The organism is Catellatospora sp. NPDC049111 (assembly GCF_040648615.1).
Taxonomy (GTDB): domain Bacteria; phylum Actinomycetota; class Actinomycetes; order Mycobacteriales; family Micromonosporaceae; genus Catellatospora; species Catellatospora aurea.
In genome coordinates this window covers 151,633-168,089 of record NZ_JBEZEB010000008.1, presented here as the reverse complement: position 1 = coordinate 168,089, position 16,457 = coordinate 151,633, and the positions used below count along the sequence as shown (strand labels likewise).

Below are 16,457 nucleotides of genomic sequence, written 5' to 3'. Positions count from 1 at the left end.
GGGGCTTCCTAGGAGGATGGGGCGGTGTCGTGGGCTCGGGTGGTGAGGGCGGCGGCGACGAGGCGGGCGGCGGGGCTGGGTTCGTGGCGGCCGCGGCGATGCATCAGGTCGAGGCGGCGGGCGCCGACGAGCGGGGTGGTGATGGCGCGTACGGCGGGGTGCTGCTCGGGCAGGGCCAGGGCGGGGACCACGGCGGCGGCCAGGCCGGCGGCGACGACGGCGAGTGCGGCGGGGAATTCGAGGCACTCGTGCCGGCGGTCCAGGGTCAGGCCGTGCTGGGCGCAGACGCGGTCGAGCACGCGGCGCACGGCGGTGTCGGGCGGGCCGTCCACCCAGGGGCGGTCGCGCAGCACGTCGAGGTCGCTGACCGGGCCCCAGCGGCGGGGCACCACGATCCGGTACGGGTCGTCGAACAGCTTCACGGTGCGCAGTCCCGCCGGGTCGCGGGCCAGGGCGGCCGCGTCGGACTCCGTGATCAGCAGGTCCAGTTCGCCGGTACGCAGCGCGGCCCGCCCCGGCTCGGGCTCGTACTGCCGGATGCGCAGTGCCACCGCGGGCGCGCTCTCCCCCAGCTCGGCGGCGACCGGCACGACCAGGTGCCGGATCGCGGTCGGGAACGCGCCGACGGTCACCGGCCCGGCCACCTGCCCGGTGAACGCGGCCAGTTCGTGCTCCGCGGCGGCGAGCACCTGCCCGAGCTTCGCGGCGTGCCCGGCCAGCATGCGCCCGGCCGGGGTGAGCCCGGCGGCGCGCCGCCCGCCGAGCTGCGAGCGGTCGAGCAGGGTCACTCCGGTCTCCGCCTCCAGCCGCGCGATGTGCTGGGACACCGCCGACGGGGTCAGGTGCAGTACGGACGCGGCGGCGAGCACCCCGCCGGCGTCGGCGACGGCGCGCAGCACAGCGAGGCGGCGCGGGTCGATCTGCATTCAGTCAGGCTACATGCCGCATGAAGAGATCGTCGCTTGTGCTGTATGCCGACATCGGCGGATCATGGAGACATGACCGAGTACCGGGCGTCCTTCGACGCGGACGTGACCTTCTCCAACGGCGGCGGCCTGCAGGTCCAGGGCTTCCGGTTGGACGTGCCCGGCCCGGACGTCACCGCCGACGACCTGGCCGGCCTGTTCGTCAGCCACCTCGGCCTGCTGATGGTGGACCAGGTGCGGCTGTCCGGCGTCGAGGTGTTCGCCGAGGCGCACAAGGGGTCGCGGGGCGGCCCGTCCGCTGAGGCTGCCGCGGGCGCGAGCACCCGGCTGGTCGACCTGAGCCACGTCATCGAGGCCGGGATGACCACCTACCCGGGGCTGCCGGGGCCGGAGATCCTGCCACACCTGACCCGCGCCGACTCGCGCGGCGTCTACGCCGAAGGCACCGAGTTCACCATCGACCGGATCAGCATGGTCAGCAACACCGGCACCTACGTGGACAGCCCGTTCCACCGGTACGAAGGCGGCGTGGACCTGGCCGGCCTGCCCCTGGAGTCGCTGGCCGACCTGCCCGTCGTCGTGGTCCGGCTGACCGGCGCGACCGAGCGGGCGATCACCGCGCAGACGCTCGCGCCGTACGACGTGGCCGGCAAGGCGGTGCTGCTGCACACCGGATGGGACCGGCACTGGCGCACCGCCGAGTACGGCGTCGCCGCGCCGTACCTGGCCGAGGAGGGCGCGAACCACCTGGTCGCCGCAGGGGCGAAGCTGGTCGGCATCGACAGCGTCAACATCGACTGCACCGACGGCAAGACCCGGCCCGCGCACTCGATCCTGCTGCACGCGGGCGTCCCGGTCCTGGAGCACCTGACCGGGCTGGGCGAGCTGCCCGTGCACGGGGCCCGGCTGCACGCGGTGCCCGCTCCGGTGCGCGACTTCGGCACGTTCCCGGTGCGGGCGTACGCGGTGGTGCCGCGATGAGCACCGGGGCCCTGCCGTGAGCGGCGAGCTGCTCGTCGAGGTGGTGGGCTGGCTGGGGGCGGCCGCGCTGCTGCTGGCGTACGGGCTGCTGTCCAGTGGGCGGATCGCCGCGGGGACGACGTACCAGCTGCTCAACCTCGCCGGGGCGGTCGCGCTCGCGGTCAACGGCGTCGTGCACCGCGCGCTGCCGTCGGTGGCCGTCAACGTGGTCTGGCTGGTCATCGGCCTGGCCGCGCTGCGCGGCCTGGCCACTCGCCGCCGACACGCCCACACCCGCGCCGAATCGCACGACGATCCTGCTCAGCCCAGCCGCTGAGATGGGAAGGGCACCTTCTACAACGCGGAGCGTTAAGAAGGTGCCCTTCCTTCGTTCCGGGTGGCGCGGGTGGTGAGGTGGCGGCGTTCGGGGAGGTTGGTGGCCAGGGCGGCGGCGGCTCGGTAGGCGGTCGCGGCGCAGGCGTGGTCGCCGGCTTGTTCGAGCAGGTGGGCTCGGGTGGCCAGGAGGCGGTGGTGGTGGGACATGCGCGGGTCGCCATCGAGGGTGGCGAGCAGGTCCAGAGCCGTGCGAGGGCCGTGGACGTGGCCCACGGCGACGGCGCGGTTGAGGGTGACAGCAGGGCTGGGGGCGACCTGTTCCAGCAGGGTGTAGAGGGCGAGGATCTGGGGCCAGTCGGTGTCGGCCATGGTGGGGGCCTCGTCGTGCACGGCGGCGATGGCGGCCTGGAGCTGGTACGGGCCGACCTGGCCGCGGGGCAGCGCCTCGCTGATCAGGGTTACGCCCTCGGCGATCCGGGCCCGGTCCCACCGGCTGCGGTCCTGCTCGGCCAGGGGGACGAGGCTGCCGTCGGGCGTGGTGCGGGCGGGGCGGCGGGCGTCGGTGAGCAGCATCAGGGCGAGCAGGCCCGCGACCTCGGCGTCGTCGGGCAGCAGGCGGCGCAGCCAGCGGGTGAGGCGGATCGCCTCGTCGGACAGCTGCGGGGCGGTGAGGTCGGGGCCGGCCGTGGCGGCGTACCCCTCATTGAAGATCAGATAGAGGACCTGCAGCACGGCCCGCAGGCGGCCGGCGCGCTCGGCGGCGTCGGGCATCGCGAACGACGCGCCCGCCGCTTTCACGCTCGCCTTGGCCCGGCTGATGCGCTGCGCCATGGTCGCCGTCGGCACCAGGAACGCCGTGGCGATCTGCTCGGTGCTCAGGCCGCCGACCGCGCGTAGGGTCAGCGCGACCTGGCTCGGCGCGGCCAGCGCCGGATGGCAGCACAGGAACAGCAGCGTCAGCGAGTCGTCGCGGTCGGGTTCGGCGTCGGCGGGCGCGCCGACCAGCGCCGACTGCGGCGTCGCCAAGGCGGTCGACTCCTCGCGGCGGCGGCGGGCCGACTCGCTGCGCACCTCGTCGAGCAGCCGGTGCGCGCCGACCGTGATCAGCCAGCCGCGCGGGTTGTCCGGCACCCCGTCGACCGGCCACTTCTGGGCGGCGACCAGCAGCGCCTCCTGCACCGCGTCCTCGCAGGCGTCGAACATGCCGTAGCGGCGCACCAGCGCGCCGAGGACCTGCGGCGCGAGTTCGCGCAGCAGCTCCTCGACGCGCCGGTCGACGATCACAGGTCGTTGCCCGGGGCCTCGTGCAGCACCGGCCACAGCTCGACGGGGTCCTTGTCGGTCCACGGCATGTCCGCCGCGATCTCCTCCGCGCGCTGCTGGCTCTCGCAGTCGAGCAGGTAGAAGCTCGCGATGTACTCCTTGGTCTCCAGGTAGGGCCCGTCGGTCACCGCGGGCTGCCCGCCGGCACGGCGGACCAGCTTGGCCATCGCCGCGTCGGCCAGCCCGTACGCGCCCAGCAGCTCGCCGGTCTCCTTGTACTTCACGTTCCAGGCGTCCTGCTTGGCGATCTCCGCCGGAAACTCCTCCGCCGGGATCGAGGCCCACTTCTCCTGGTTGCCGTAGATCAGAAGCAGGTACTTCATCGTGGTGTTCCCTCCGGTCCGGCGAGCCCCGTCGGCCCGCCCTCACCTCACGGACGGAGCCGGGACGCCGGTCTCTACATCCGCCGGAAAATTCTTCCAAGATTTTTTGGCGGGTACGCGTCGATCACGGTTTCCGCAGGTCGTAGCGCCAGTCGTTGCTGAGCATGAGGCTGCCCGGCGGGTACTCGAAGTCGTACGGCCCGACCAGCTCGAACCCCGCCTTGCGGCAGATCGCGTTCGACGGCAGGTTGTCCACCCCCGGGTACGCGTGCAGCCAGCGGTGCCGCCCGTCGGCCCGCGCCGCCTCGATCAGCGCCCGCGCCGCCGCGACGGCGATGCCCCGGCCCTGGAACTCCGGCAGCACGCTCCAGCCGGTCTCGTACACCTGCTCGCCCTGCCACTGCCGGTCCCAGTGCCCGATGGTGCCGACCGGCTCGCCCGTCGCCGCCAGCGCCACCCGGAACATGCGCCCGTGCGGCAGCGCCAGGTAGCGCTGGTGCCGCGCCAGCACCTTCTCCTCGGTCTCCGGACCGCCGAGGTGCTTCTTCATCTCCGGAGTGTTGACCCTTCGCAGCAGGTCGAGATCGTCGTCGGACCACGGGACGAGGCGCACCGGTTGCTCAGTCACACCACCCACCCTGCCCCAACCCTGCGACATCCGGCTACAGCGCCCCGGCGCCGGCCTTGACCAGCGCCGCCGCCGAGCTGACCACCAGCGCGCCCAGCACCATCCGACGGAACGTCGCGGCGTCGAACCGGGCGAACACCCGGTTGCCCACCCAGCCGCCCAGCGCCGCCGCGGGCAGGCCGACCGCCGCGACCAGCACCGCGCGGATGCCGAGCAGGCCCGCCAGCGCGAACCCGACGACCGCGACCGGCGACACCGCGGCGAACAGCAGCGCCAGCGTGGCCCGGAACGCCCGCGGCTCCAGCCGCATCGCCTGCAGCGCCGCCACCAGCGGCGGGCCGTTCGTGGCGGTGGCCGTGGTCAGCACCCCGGACAGCAGGCCCGCGCCGCGCAGGCTCCAGCCGTTCGGCGCGATCCGCCAGCCCCGCCAGACGATCACCGTGCAGCCCAGCGTGACCAGCGCGATCGTGGCGATCAGCGCGCCCGACGGCAGCAGCCGCAGCGCCAGCACACCCAGCGGCAGCCCCGCCAGCACCCACAGCAGCAGCCGCCGCGACGCGCGGATGTCGATGTGGCTGCGGTGACCGTACGCGTTGCCGGCGTTGAGGCAGCAGCTCACGATCGTGGCGGCCACCACCGCGGGCTGCGGGTCGACGATCATCGCCAGCAGCGGCACGGCGACCAGGGAGAAGCCGAAGCCCGAGATGGCCTGGGCGAAGGCCGCCACGGTGATCACCAGGAAGGCGAGCAGGTACAGGGTCACGGGCGGCACCGTACCCGCAGCGTGAGGCCGCCCGCGCTGCCCGTGAACAGAATGTGAACCAGTCCCCACCCGCGGCCTGAAACTCGGAGGACTTAGATCAAGATCACTGCTACCGTCGCCGCATGACAACGCTGGTTCAGGTCGACCTGAGATCCGGAAACCGGATGCTGACGTGCTGGGTGGAGCCCAAGGTCAGAGTCGGTGACCGGATCACGCTGAAGAGCTCCGAGGAGCCGAGCCGCCACTGGGACGTGCTCCGCGTCGGAGCGCCGCACGCCGCCGCCGACATCAAGCGCGGCTGGAACGGCGACCTCAAGCGCGGCTGGCGCGAAGCCCGCTGACTCCGCCTGCTTGACCCGGCCGCCGGTCCCGTTCCCGGCTGATGATCGCTGTTTGGGGTCATGATCTGCGGTTCGACCGCAGATCATGACCCCAAACGACGATCTTCACGCCTCGCAGGCCGGCTCAAGGGCGCTTGGCGGGCAGGGTGTCGGCGGCGTTCGGCGAGTCGGCGGGGTTGGCGCGCTGGTTGCGGGCCCGCTTGCGGCGGGACTTGTTCGAGCCGTTGTGGAACCGCTCCACCGGCTCCTCGATCACCGGGTACTCGTCCTCCAGCACCTCGGGCACAGCGTGCGCCTCGACCCCCGGCTCGTCTCGCTGCGCGGCGACCTCGACGGGTCCGGCAGCCACGGCTGTGGCGTCCGCCGCCACGGCCTTGCCGCGAGCGTCACCCACCGTGGCCGACCCGGCGGCCCGACCGTTCGCCTTGGCCGGGCCGGCCGCACGGGCGTCCACCCGGGCGGGGAGCGGCTCTACGTCGCGCTCGGCTTCGAGATCTGGGGCGAACTCCAGATCCGACCCGGCTTCGGCCGCCTCCGGCTCGCCGATGTTCTTGCGGGCGGCCTCGCCCACCGGCAGGCGCTTCTTCGCCGTGTGCTTCTCCGCCTCGTCCACCGGCAGGCGCTTCTTCGCGGACGCCACCGCGAAAAGCTCCCGCATCCCCACAGTCTCGCGCGGCTCGGGCTCGGGCTCCGGCTCGGCACTCGGGGCGGCCTCGGCCAGGGCCGTGGCGGCAAGCTCGTCCTTGTCGTGCTTGCGGCGGTGCGCCAGCGCCAGCTCGTAGTCGCGCTTGGCCTGGTACGCGTCGTCCTCGGTCTTCTGCCGGACCTCGCGCGCCTCCTCGTAGGCCTTGCGCAGCACCTCGAACGCGGTCCGGCGCAGCGTCTCGGCCTCCCGTTCGGCCATCCGCAGGATCGCCTGCACCCGGGGGCCGACGCCGGCCAGCGGCCGCGCCTCGGCGAGTTCGGAGGTCAGTTTGGAGATCTCGATCCGGGCGGCGCCTAGCTGGTTCTCCGCGATGGACAGCCGCTGGATCTCGGCGGCGAGCCGGCGCATGCGCCTCGCGGTGTCCTCGACGTAGGCGTCCACCTCGTCCATGGAGTATCCCCACAGCGCGGTCGTGAACAAGTCCTCACTGCGCACCTGGTCAGCGGCGGTACGAGCCATGCCGTAAGCCTAGGCAACGACCCCCGCTCCACCGTGCCGAATCGAGCGATTCGCGCATTCCGGTCAGGACCAGACCGCTCTCCCCACCGGACCCCCCGAAGATCGCCCGACTTGCCAGGCACCTGTGCGAAAGCGCGTTCAAGATACGCACGCTTGCCAGGCAACTCGAACGATCTTGGCGCTCACACCGATCACGCCACGCCGGTGCGGAGCTCGCCGGCCGGGCGTGCCGGGCCTCAGGCGGCGCGCCATTGGCGGCGGAGCATCTCCACGGCGGCGGTGAACTCCGCCCGGTCCAGGACCGCGCCGCGAAACGCGCCGGTGGTCACGGGTTCGTCGAAGAACCTGGCGGGCAGGGTCCCGGCGGGCACGCCCAGCCGGTCGTTGATCTCCTGCTGGGCGCGCAGCCGGTCCCGCCCGAGGGCGAACACCTGCTCCGGGGCGATCGCCCGACCCGAGGTGGCCCGGACCAGCTCGCAGACCCGGTCCAGGCTGAGCGGCCGGGTCGGGGTGCTCGCGAACGGGCAGATCAGCAGCGCGTCCAGGCCGCTCCACAGGTCGGCCAGGCGCAGCGTGCGGGCGACGTCCAGCGTGGACGCGGACGCGGGCACGGACAGCCCGAGGCGTTCGGCCTCGTCGTAGCAGTGCGGCAGCCCGTGCACCGGGTCGAAGTCGAGGTCGTGCTCGACGGCGTCGTAGCGCGGGCCGAAGGGCGCGGCCGCGTACATCAGGCCCAGGCCGGGCTGCACTCGTGGGTCGAACGGCGGCAGCTCGACGTTCCCGCTGATCATGGCCAGCTCGGGCAAGCCGATCCGGGCGGCGAGCCGCGCCGCGCCCTCCCCCAGCGGATGCCCCGGCCGGGCGGCGCGTTCGACCAGCTCGACCAGCACCGCGGCCGCCCCGAACCCGGCTCCCGACGGCAGTTCGGCGGCCGGCCAGGGCGGCAGCACGCCGCGCTCGGCGGCCTCGAACACGCAGGCCAGGGTGCCGCCCAGGGACACCGGGTCGAGGCCGAGCTGCTGGCAGCGGGCGTTGGCGGCGAGGATCACGCCGAGGTTCCCGATGCCGAGGTTCGGGCCGAGCATCGCCAGGGCTTCCTGGTGCAGGCCCGCGCCCGCGTACCCCTTGACGCAGTCGTTGGGGCAGCCAGGGCAGCCACCATCCGACCAGGACAGAAAGCCGGCGTAGCGGTCGGGGTGCAGGTCCGGCCAGGACGCGGGGGCGGTGGCGGTGTCGGCGAAGTTGCGCACCGCGGCCGTGCCCGGTTCGGTCGAGGTGCCCGGCCAGGCCCCGAAACCCGGGGCCGCGAGCTGCCAGCCGGCCAGCGGGTGGTCCGGCATCTCCCGGCGGTACGTGGTGAACAGCGCCTGCGCCGCGAGCACGTCGTGCGGCCACAGGGCGGAGCCGGACGGCACGCAGACCACGGCCTTGATCCGGCGGGCGCCGAGCACCGCCCCGAAACCGAGCCGGGGCAGCGGAAACGAGCCGCAGGTGAGCACATTGGCGTAGCGCGTCCCGGCCTCGCCCGCGGGCCCGATCACAGCGACGGCGGCGTCGCTCCCGTGCCGGGCCAGCAGCGCTTCGGTCGCCTGCCCGGTCTCCATGCCCCACAGGTCGCCCGCCGGGAGCACGGTGGCCCGTCCGGCTTCGACGACGACGTAGGACGGCTGATCCGCGGCCCCGGTCAGGCTGATGCCGGTGACCCCGGCGGCGCGCATACCCGCCGCATAGGGGCCTTCCGCACGGGTCTCGGCGACCCCGCCGGACAGCGGCGAGACGCCGACGGCCGCGACTCGGGCCGTGCCGACCGCGCCCAATCCGCCGACGGTGCTGGTGACCAGCGCGACGGGCAGCCTGGCGGCGGCCGGATCGACCGGCCCGTCCAGGGCTTTGTGCAGGATGGACAGTGCGTGCAGCGGCCCGCCCCAGCCGAGTTCCGGGTCGGTGTGCTGGCCGCCGCTGTCGAGGTCGAGGTGCAGGTACGTCATGCGGGAAGCGGGGCGTCGGGGCGCAGCAGGCCCTCGGCGACCAGCTCGGACCACAATGACGCGGGCGGCGTGGGCAGGGCGAACCACTCGGCGCTGCGGTGCACGTGCTCGGGTTTGCCCGCGCCGACCACGACCGAGGCGACGGCCGGGTGTGCGGCGGCGAACGCGAGCGCGGCCTGCGGCAGGGTCACGCCGTGGCGGCGGCAGGCGGTGGCGATGCCCTGGGCACGGGCGAGGATGTCGGCGGGGGCGGTGCCGTACTCGTACGGCCGGGTCTCGTCGGGCCATTCCACGGCCAGCAGGCCGCTGTTGAACACGCCGACGTTGAGCACCGAGATGCCGCGTGCCGTGCAGGCGGGCAGGATGTCGTCGAGCGCGGGCTGCTCCAGCAGCGTGTACCGGCCGGCGACCATGAGCGCGTCCACGTCGGTCTCGACGGCGAAGCGGGCCAGGGTCGCCGGGTCCTTGGAACCGACGCCGATCGCGCCGACGACCCCCTCCCGGCGCAGCCCGTCCAGCACGGGGTATGCCTCCCGCAGGGCCCGCTCGGGCTCCGGGCTCTCCTCCGGGTCGTGCATCAGCACGATGTCGAGGCGGTCCAGGCCCAGCCGGGCCAGGCTCTCCTCGATACTGCGGCGCACCCCGACGGCGCTGTAGTCCCACACCCGCCGCCGGGTCGCGGGCACCGCGAAGCCGTTGGCCATGTCGTCGCCCTCGCCATCCGGATCGTCGACGAGGATGCGGCCGACCTTGCTGGAGATGGCGTACTCCTCGCGCGGGCGAGTGGCCAGGAAGCGGCCGAGGCGCTGCTCGGACAGGCCGAGCCCGTAGTGCGGGGCGGTGTCGAAGTAGCGGACGCCCGTCTGCCAGGCCGCCTCGACGGTGGCCGCGGCCTGCTCCGGCGACACGGCCCGGTAGAGGTTGCCGATGGACGCCGCGCCGAAGCCCAGCGCGCTGACCGCGACGGAGGAGCCGCCGAGCGGATTGCTCATGAGAGGTTGCCTTTCCGGGTTCAGTGGACGCGGACGATGTCGAGGCGGCGCGGCCCGTGCACGCCCTCAACCCGGTTGAGTTCGATGTCGCTGGTCGCCGACGGTCCGGAGATCATCGTCAGGGGACGCGTCGGATCGGGCAGCGCGGCGATCATGTCGGGCACGTCGGCGACGATCTGCGCGTCGCGTACCACGCAGACGTGGTGGTCCGGGACCAGCGTCAGCAGCCGCCGCCCCTGGCCCGGCCCGGCGTCGAGCACGATGGTGCCGGTCTCCGCGATCGCCACCACGCACCCGGTCAGCACGGACAGGCCGGGCTCGTCCAGGTCGGCAGCGGTCAGCAGGCCCTCGCCGACCGCATCGGCCGTTCCCGCCGAACCGTTCGGACTCCGCGCGGCGCGCTCCTCGGCCGGATCGCCGGGAACGTGCCCGACAGCGGGACCGTCGCGGAGGGCGGGCGCGGACAGCGCCGCCGTCCAGGCCGCGGGTAGTCCCGGCGGCAGGACCACCTTGGACGCTCCGGCCAGCAGCCGGGCGAGCAGCTCGGGCAGCTCGTCCTCGGTGCAGTGGTGCATCCCGGCGCGGTAGTCTCCCGCGCGCTCGGCGAACAGTTCGGCAAGGCTCATGCCCACGCCCCGACCGTTACGTCATGCCTGCTCATGGGTGCGCCTCCACCAGTCTCGGAAGGACTCCGCCGCGGGCAGCGGCGCGTCGCGGTACGCGGTCCAGGCCGACAGCGGCCACGGCGCGCGCCGCAGTGTGCCGCCCCGGCGGCGGGTCAGGGCGCGCAGCGGCGCGGCCCCGGTGCGGGCGGCCCGCAGCGCGGCGCGCCAGCGCCGACGGTCGCGCATCACCCAGCTCAGGGTCGACATCGCGGCCCGCTCGGCGGCCGGCTTCGGCCCGGTCTGGCGCAGGTGCACCAGGATCTCCGGGATGTTGATCTTCACGGGGCAGACGTCGTAGCAGGCCCCGCACAGCGTCGAGGCGTACGGCAGCGTCTTGTTGAACCCCGCGTCCTGCCCGGTGAGCTGCGGGGACAGGATCGCCCCGATCGGTCCGGGGTAGACGGAGCCGTACGCGTGGCCGCCCGCGCGCTCGTACACCGGGCACACGTTGAGGCAGGCCGAGCAGCGGATGCAGCGCAGCGCGGCGCGCCCGACCGGGTCCTGCGCGACCTGGGTGCGGCCGTTGTCCAGCAGCACGATGTGCAGCCGCCGCGGCCCGTCGCCCGGCGTCACCCCCGTGAAGATCGAGGTGTACGGGTTCATCCGCTCCCCCGTCGACGAACGCGGCAGCAACCGCAGGAAGTCGCCGAGGTCGGCGAAGCGGGGCAGCAGCTTCTCCACGCCGACGACCGCGATCAGCGTCTCCGGCAGCGTCAGGCACATCCGCCCGTTGCCCTCCGACTCGACGATCACCAGCGACCCGGTCTCCGCGATCGCGAAGTTCGCGCCGCACACCGCGACCTGCGCCGCCAGGAAGGTGCGCCGCAGATACTCCCGCGCCGCCCCCGCCAGCACCGCCGGCTCGTCCGACGTCGCGGTGAACCCCGGCATGCGCCGCGCGAACAGGTCCCGGATCTGGCTGCGGTTGTAGTGGATCGCCGGAACCAGGATGTGCGACGGCGTGTCGTCGGCGAGCTGCACGATGAGCTCGGCGAGATCCGTCTCGACCGGCGTGATCCCGGCGGCCTCCAGGGCCTCGTTGAGTCCGATCTCCTGCGTCGCCATCGACTTGATCTTCACAACCTGCTCGGCCCGCTGCGCCTTGACCAGCTCGGTCACGATCGCGTTCGCGTGCGCAGCGTCGGTTGCGTGATGCACCGTCGCCCCGGCCGCCACCGCCGCCGCCTCGAACCGCCCGAGCAGCTCACCCAGGTTGTCCAGCACCTCGTCCTTGACGGCAGCGGCCCGCTGCCGCATCGGCTCCCAGTCGGCGACCTCGGCCACCACCCGCGCCCGCTTGTCCCGAATGGTCCGCGTGGCCCGTCCCAGATTCGCCCGCAACTGCCCGTCGGCAAGCTCCCGCTCCGCCGCGACAGGGAACGGCGTAATCGCCACGATCGGCAGATCCCTACTCACCAGACCCCTCCTCGCCACCCCGCGCCCCGCCCTCCATGATCAAGACAATCTTGCGTGACCTGTTGCCCATACGTCCGAACAGTGCGTGCCATGCCCGCGGTTCACGCACGATCGTCGCCGTGGAGTGGGGCGGGAGCGGGGTCATGAGGGGGCTCCGGTGGTGGCGAGGATTTCGGCGTAGTGGATGGGTGTGGGGGCGGTGGGGTGGCGGGCGAGGCCGCCGCCGATGTGGGCCAGGCAGGAGTTGTCGGCGGCGGCCAGGTATTCGGCGCCGGTGAGGGCGGCGTTGGTGCATTTGTCGGCGAGCATGGCGCCGGAGACGGCCGCGTTCTTGAGGGCGAAGGTGCCGCCGAAGCCGCAGCACTGTTCGGGTTCGGGCAGGTCCACGAGTTCCAGGCCCTTGACTGCGCGGAGCAGCGTCGTGGGGCGGTCGCCCAGGCGCAGGGATCGCAGGCCGTGGCAGGTCGGGTGGTAGGTGACGCGGTGGGGGAAGGTCGCGCCCACGTCGGTGACGCCCAGGACGTCGATGAGCAGTTCGGACAGTTCGTAGACGGGCAGGGTGGTGTGGGCGCGCAGGTGGGCGACGCAGGAGCCGGAGGGGGAGACGATGACGTCGTGGCCGGCGAAGGCGGTCTCGGTGAGGCGTTCGAGTTGCCGCGCGGGCGCGGCGTAGCCGGTGTTGGCGTGCATCTGGCCACAACACGACTGAGCGGCGGGGAAGGCGACCGTGTGGCCGAGCCGCTCCAGCACCGTCACCGTCGCTATCCCGGCCTGCGGGAACAGTGCGTCATTGAGACAGGTGACGAACAGCGCGATCTTCACCGCGTGGGCACTCCTCCCCGGCCGGCATCTTGCTCTTGAGGCTAGATCCTATAGGATCCAGGATGTAGCCGGAAGGAGCCAAGCACATGCCGACTTACCACAGCCCACCCCGGGGCGGGGCGCGATGAAGGTCATTGATCTGCGCGTACGCGACATCCGCTTCCCCACCTCCCGCCACCTCGACGGCTCCGACGCGATGAACCCGGACCCCGACTACTCGGCCGCCTACGTCGAACTGCTCACCGACGGCGGCACCGACGGGCACGGCTTCACCTTCACCATCGGGCGGGGCAACGACGTCTGCGCCGCGGCGATCGAAGCGCTTCGACCGTACGTGGTCGGCCAGGATCTGGACACCTTGGACCTCGGCGAGTTCGGCCGCCGCCTCACCCACGACTCCCAGCTGCGCTGGCTCGGCCCGGAGAAGGGCGTCATGCACCTGGCCTCCGGCGCGGTCCTCAACGCCGCCTGGGACCTGGCCGCGCGCCGGGCGGGACTCCCGCTGTGGCGCTACCTGACCAGCCTGTCCCCCGACACCATCGTGGACTGCGTGGACTGGCGCTACCTCACCGACGCGCTGACCCCCGAAGCCGCCCGCGACCTGCTCACTGAACGTGCGCCGGGGCGCGCCGAGCGGGCCGCGCAGCTCGCCGCCACCGGCTTCCCGGCGTACACCACCTCGGCGGGCTGGCTCGGCTACGACGACGCGAAGGTGACCCGGCGGGCGCTGCGTGCGGTGGCCGACGGGTTCTCCATGGTGAAACTCAAGGTCGGCGCGGACCTCAACGACGACCTGCGCCGGTTCACCGCGGCCCGCGAGGCGCTGGGGCCGGACTTCCCGATCGGCATCGACGCCAACCAGCGGTGGGGCGTCGGCGAGGCGATCGGCTGGGTGAGCGCCCTGGGACATCTGAACCCGTACTGGATCGAGGAGCCCACCAGCCCCGACGAGATCCTCGGCCACGCCGCGATCCGCGCCGGACTGGCCCAGGCCGGGCCCGGCGGCACGCCGATCCGGGTGGCCACCGGCGAGCACGTGCACAACCGCGTCATGTTCAAGCAGCTGCTGCAGGCCGACGCGATCGACGTGGTGCAGATCGACTCCGCCCGGGTCGGCGGCGTCAACGAGAACCTGGCGATCCTGCTGCTCGCGGCGGCGTACGGCAAGCCGGTCTGCCCGCACGCGGGCGGGGTGGGCCTGTGCGAGCTGGTGCAGCACCTGTCGTTCTTCGACTACACGTCGGTGGCCGCCTCCCTGGACGGCCGGATGATCGAATACGTGGACCACCTGCACGAGCACTTCGCCGACCCGGTCCGCATCGTGAACGGCCGGTACGCCGCTCCCGAAGCACCCGGGTTCTCAGCCAGGATGCATGAGGAGTCCCTGCTCCGCTACAGCTTCCCCGACGGCCCGGAGTGGAAAGATGACTGAGTTCGCAGGCCTGGTGGCCGCGGTGACCGGTGGCGCGTCCGGCATCGGCGCGGCCGTGGCCGACCTGCTCGCCGACCGGGGCGCGGCAGTCGCCGTGCTCGACCGCACCCCCGCCGAGGGCGGCCGGCACCTGGCCGTCACCGCCGACGTCACCGCGCCGATGGACGAGGCGATGGCCCGGGTCGTGGGCGGCCTGGGCAGCCTCGACATCCTCGTCAACTGCGCCGGGATCAGCGCCGTCGGCACGGTCGAGGACGCCGACGACGACGAATGGCAACGTTGCCTCGACGTCAACGTCGTCGGCATCGCCCGCGCCAGCCGCGCCGCGCTGCCGTTCCTGCGCGGATCGAAGAGCGGCGTGATCGTCAACATCTCCTCGATCGCCGCCACCGCCGGCCTGGTCAACCGGGCCGTCTACTCGGCGACCAAGGGCGCGGTGCACGCGCTGACCCTGGCCATGGCCGCCGATCTGGTCGGCGAGGGCATCCGGGTGGTCAGCGTCGCGCCCGGCACCGTCGACACGCCCTGGGTGGCCCGGCTGCTGGCCGGAACCGACGACCCGGCCGAGGAGAAGCGCAAGCTCGCCGCCCGCCAGCCCACCGGCCGCCTGGTCACGGCCGACCAGGTTGCCGAGGCCGTGGCCTACCTGGCCTCACCGCGCTCCGGCGCGACCACCGGCACCTCGCTCGCCGTCGACGGCGGCATGAGCGGCCTGCGCCTGGTCCGCTGACCGGCGGGTCCGCAAACAGCGGCGGCGCGGTCCCACATCGGGGACCGCGCCGCTTTCGTTCAGCCGTGCGTCAGGACGTGCCCAGGCGCTGCAGGACGACGTCGGTCGGCGTCTGGACGTAGTGCGCCGAGATCAGCTCGTCGTACTGCTGCCCGCCGGGCACACCCTCGAACGCGTAGATGGTGCCGTTCTGGGGCAGCGTGCCGCCGGACGCGCCGGGCAGCCCGACGACCAGGTCGAACTGGGCGTTGTTGTGCCAGCGGTCGAGCACGGCCAGCCACAGGCCGAACTCGCCGTTGGGCTGCGAGCCCATGTTGATCGAGGACAGGCTGATCTGCGTGGCGCCCACCCCGAGGGTGGCCAGACCCGGCACGATCGCGATGACACCGGCGTCGGGCTGGGCCGCGATGTCCTCGCCCGGTGCGCCGATCGCGAGGTCGACCGGTGCGGTGCCGGTGAGCTCACCGGCCGCGACGTACGCCCCGAAGCGGTCGCCCGCGGTCGGGGTGCCCGGGATGCCGGCCGTGCTGCCCTGGACGAGCAGCTGCTTGCCCGTCGCCTGGACGCCGCCGGCCCTGCCCTCCAGCACGACGACCGCACCGGCCCCGGCCTTGCCCTTGACGTCGCTGTCCGGCGTGCCCGCGACGATGTCGCCGAAGCCGTCGCCGGTGACGTCGGCGACCAGCAGCCGGGTGCCGAAGCCGTGAACGGTCACGTTCGCCGTGGACACCTCCGCGCCGGTGAAGGCGTCGACGTCGGTCGTGGTGATCCCGGTGTCCGCACCCTTCAGCAGCATGACGTTGCCGCCGCCGACCGCGGAGCCGACCACGAGGTCGCCGTTGCCGTCATTGGTGACGTCGCCGATCGCCAGCGCCCGGCCGAAGTTCTCGCCGGGACCGGCGGGCGTGCCCGGCACCGTGGACAGGCTGGTGTGGAAGCGCTGCGAGCCGGTGGCGGTCAGGCCGGTGGCGGAGCCGTAGAGCACGGTCACCGCGCCCTCGCCCGCGTACGTGCTCACCTGCTCGCCCGGCGCGCCGACCGCGAGATCGGCGTACCCGTCGTCGTTGATGTCGCCGAGCGCCAGCGCCGAGCCGAAGCCGTCACCCGCGTTGCGCTGACCCGGGACACCGGCGGTGTCCTGGTCCCAGTACTCCGAGGAGGAGATGCCGAAGCCCGACGGGTGGCCGGGCACGACCCAGACGCCGCCGGCGCCCGCGGTCTGGCCCGCCAGGCCGAACGCCAGGTCGTCGAAGCCGTCGTGGTCGATGTCGCCCGCCGTCATGGAGACGATGGAGTCGAGCCCGGCCGCCGGCCCGTAGAACACGCACCGCAGCCCGGTGAGCTGGACGACCACCACCCGGTTGCCCGTGGTCTGGTTGACCCCGAAGGTGACGATGTCCTCGGAGTAGTCGCCGTCGAAGTCGGACTTCGTGTGCCCGCGCCCGCCCGTGCCGAAGACATGCGACGGTCCGTCGCAGGCCATCCGCAGCTCCCGGGTCAGGTCGCTGGAGTAGATCGAGGCGTAACCGATGGCCGCAGCCGCCGGTGACACCATGCCGAGCTGCGCCGCGACCAGCGCCGCGATGGTGGTCGCCGCGCCCGCGGCGATGCTGAACCGTCTCATGTGGCCCCCGCTCTCTGTGAACA

17 protein-coding genes are annotated in these 16,457 nt (G+C 73.1%); 5 read left to right on the top strand and 12 right to left on the bottom strand.

Annotated features, from left to right (window positions below; all coding sequences use genetic code 11):
• Nucleotides 1-8: 8 nt before the first annotated feature.
• Entirely contained in the window at nt 9-926 is a 918-nt protein-coding gene (locus tag AB0B66_RS14925) for a LysR family transcriptional regulator (protein WP_360528711.1), read from the bottom strand.
• 72 nt (nt 927-998) lie between these two features.
• On the opposite strand from AB0B66_RS14925, the gene AB0B66_RS14920 reads away from it, so the two are divergent.
• Both AB0B66_RS14920 and AB0B66_RS14915 read left to right on the top strand, forming a co-directional pair.
• A complete protein-coding gene (locus AB0B66_RS14920) occupies nt 999-1,907 on the top strand; it encodes a cyclase family protein (RefSeq protein ID WP_360528708.1) in 909 nt (302 codons plus the stop codon).
• A gap of 16 nt (nt 1,908-1,923) precedes the next feature.
• A complete protein-coding gene (locus tag AB0B66_RS14915; protein WP_360528705.1) occupies nt 1,924-2,223 on the top strand; it encodes a hypothetical protein in 300 nt (99 codons plus the stop codon).
• Nucleotides 2,224-2,255: 32 nt separating this feature from the next.
• On the opposite strand, the gene AB0B66_RS14910 is transcribed toward AB0B66_RS14915, so the two are convergent.
• The 4 genes from AB0B66_RS14910 to AB0B66_RS14895 all read right to left on the bottom strand — a co-directional run bounded on the left by AB0B66_RS14910 (nt 2,256) and on the right by AB0B66_RS14895 (nt 5,259).
• Nucleotides 2,256-3,506, bottom strand: coding sequence for a DUF6596 domain-containing protein (locus tag AB0B66_RS14910; protein WP_360528702.1), 1,251 nt, complete (start codon nt 3,504-3,506; stop codon nt 2,256-2,258).
• Nucleotides 3,503-3,868 (bottom strand): YciI family protein, encoded by a 366-nt coding sequence (locus AB0B66_RS14905; protein ID WP_360528699.1) that lies wholly within the window; start codon nt 3,866-3,868, stop codon nt 3,503-3,505. Before AB0B66_RS14905 ends, AB0B66_RS14910 begins: the two co-directional genes overlap by 4 nt.
• A 124-nt stretch (nt 3,869-3,992) precedes the next feature.
• Nucleotides 3,993-4,496 (bottom strand): GNAT family N-acetyltransferase, encoded by a 504-nt coding sequence (locus AB0B66_RS14900; protein ID WP_360528696.1) that lies wholly within the window; start codon nt 4,494-4,496, stop codon nt 3,993-3,995.
• Between the two features lie 34 nt (nt 4,497-4,530).
• Nucleotides 4,531-5,259, bottom strand: coding sequence for a sulfite exporter TauE/SafE family protein (locus tag AB0B66_RS14895; RefSeq protein ID WP_360528693.1), 729 nt, complete (start codon nt 5,257-5,259; stop codon nt 4,531-4,533).
• 122 nt (nt 5,260-5,381) lie between these two features.
• Between AB0B66_RS14895 and AB0B66_RS14890 the strand changes: the two genes are divergently transcribed.
• Complete coding sequence (locus AB0B66_RS14890) at nt 5,382-5,600, top strand: hypothetical protein (protein ID WP_360528690.1); 219 nt, start codon at nt 5,382-5,384, stop codon at nt 5,598-5,600.
• A 124-nt stretch (nt 5,601-5,724) separates the two neighbouring features.
• Here the strand turns inward: AB0B66_RS14890 and AB0B66_RS14885 are convergent, their stop codons facing one another.
• The 6 genes from AB0B66_RS14885 to AB0B66_RS14860 form a co-directional block, all read right to left on the bottom strand.
• Nucleotides 5,725-6,765 (bottom strand): hypothetical protein, encoded by a 1,041-nt coding sequence (locus tag AB0B66_RS14885; protein ID WP_360528687.1) that lies wholly within the window; start codon nt 6,763-6,765, stop codon nt 5,725-5,727.
• Between the two features lie 236 nt (nt 6,766-7,001).
• Nucleotides 7,002-8,753 (bottom strand): aldehyde ferredoxin oxidoreductase C-terminal domain-containing protein, encoded by a 1,752-nt coding sequence (locus AB0B66_RS14880; protein WP_360528684.1) that lies wholly within the window; start codon nt 8,751-8,753, stop codon nt 7,002-7,004.
• On the bottom strand, nt 8,750-9,745 hold the full coding sequence (locus tag AB0B66_RS14875) for an aldo/keto reductase (protein ID WP_360528681.1): 996 nt from the start codon (nt 9,743-9,745) through the stop codon (nt 8,750-8,752). Before AB0B66_RS14875 ends, AB0B66_RS14880 begins: the two co-directional genes overlap by 4 nt.
• 20 nt (nt 9,746-9,765) lie before the next feature.
• Nucleotides 9,766-10,371 (bottom strand): LUD domain-containing protein, encoded by a 606-nt coding sequence (locus AB0B66_RS14870; protein ID WP_360528678.1) that lies wholly within the window; start codon nt 10,369-10,371, stop codon nt 9,766-9,768.
• Nucleotides 10,372-10,392: 21 nt separating this feature from the next.
• Nucleotides 10,393-11,826: a lactate utilization protein B gene (locus tag AB0B66_RS14865; protein WP_360528675.1), complete on the bottom strand. Its 1,434-nt coding sequence runs from the start codon at nt 11,824-11,826 to the stop codon at nt 10,393-10,395.
• A gap of 141 nt (nt 11,827-11,967) precedes the next feature.
• Nucleotides 11,968-12,648, bottom strand: a complete 681-nt coding sequence (locus tag AB0B66_RS14860) for a (Fe-S)-binding protein (RefSeq protein WP_360528672.1) — start codon at nt 12,646-12,648, stop codon at nt 11,968-11,970.
• 124 nt (nt 12,649-12,772) lie between these two features.
• Here AB0B66_RS14860 and AB0B66_RS14855 point away from each other — a divergent pair, with 124 nt between their 5' ends.
• Together AB0B66_RS14855 and AB0B66_RS14850 are read left to right on the top strand one after the other, a co-directional pair.
• Nucleotides 12,773-14,080, top strand: a complete 1,308-nt coding sequence (locus AB0B66_RS14855; RefSeq protein WP_360528669.1) for an enolase C-terminal domain-like protein — start codon at nt 12,773-12,775, stop codon at nt 14,078-14,080.
• Nucleotides 14,073-14,810 carry an SDR family oxidoreductase gene (locus AB0B66_RS14850; RefSeq protein ID WP_360528666.1) on the top strand — a complete coding sequence of 246 codons (738 nt, stop codon included), beginning with the start codon at nt 14,073-14,075 and terminating at the stop codon, nt 14,808-14,810. Before AB0B66_RS14855 ends, AB0B66_RS14850 begins: the two co-directional genes overlap by 8 nt.
• A 70-nt stretch (nt 14,811-14,880) precedes the next feature.
• On the opposite strand, the gene AB0B66_RS14845 is transcribed toward AB0B66_RS14850, so the two are convergent.
• The gene (locus AB0B66_RS14845) at nt 14,881-16,434 is read right to left on the bottom strand and encodes a hypothetical protein (protein WP_360528663.1); all 1,554 of its coding nucleotides are present in this window, start codon (nt 16,432-16,434) and stop codon (nt 14,881-14,883) included.
• Nucleotides 16,435-16,457: the final 23 nt, after the last annotated feature.

Coding starts and splice junctions, on each gene's coding strand:
- AB0B66_RS14925 (WP_360528711.1), bottom strand. CDS start 926: ATGCAGATCGACCCGCGCCGCCTCGCTGTGCTGCGCGCCGTCGCCGAC.
- AB0B66_RS14920 (WP_360528708.1), top strand. CDS start 999: ATGACCGAGTACCGGGCGTCCTTCGACGCGGACGTGACCTTCTCCAAC.
- AB0B66_RS14905 (WP_360528699.1), bottom strand. CDS start 3,868: ATGAAGTACCTGCTTCTGATCTACGGCAACCAGGAGAAGTGGGCCTCG.
- AB0B66_RS14890 (WP_360528690.1), top strand. CDS start 5,382: ATGACAACGCTGGTTCAGGTCGACCTGAGATCCGGAAACCGGATGCTG.
- AB0B66_RS14885 (WP_360528687.1), bottom strand. CDS start 6,765: ATGGCTCGTACCGCCGCTGACCAGGTGCGCAGTGAGGACTTGTTCACG.
- AB0B66_RS14880 (WP_360528684.1), bottom strand. CDS start 8,753: ATGACGTACCTGCACCTCGACCTCGACAGCGGCGGCCAGCACACCGAC.
- AB0B66_RS14875 (WP_360528681.1), bottom strand. CDS start 9,745: ATGAGCAATCCGCTCGGCGGCTCCTCCGTCGCGGTCAGCGCGCTGGGC.
- AB0B66_RS14870 (WP_360528678.1), bottom strand. CDS start 10,371: ATGAGCCTTGCCGAACTGTTCGCCGAGCGCGCGGGAGACTACCGCGCC.
- AB0B66_RS14855 (WP_360528669.1), top strand. CDS start 12,773: ATGAAGGTCATTGATCTGCGCGTACGCGACATCCGCTTCCCCACCTCC.
- AB0B66_RS14850 (WP_360528666.1), top strand. CDS start 14,073: ATGACTGAGTTCGCAGGCCTGGTGGCCGCGGTGACCGGTGGCGCGTCC.
- AB0B66_RS14845 (WP_360528663.1), bottom strand. CDS start 16,434: ATGAGACGGTTCAGCATCGCCGCGGGCGCGGCGACCACCATCGCGGCG.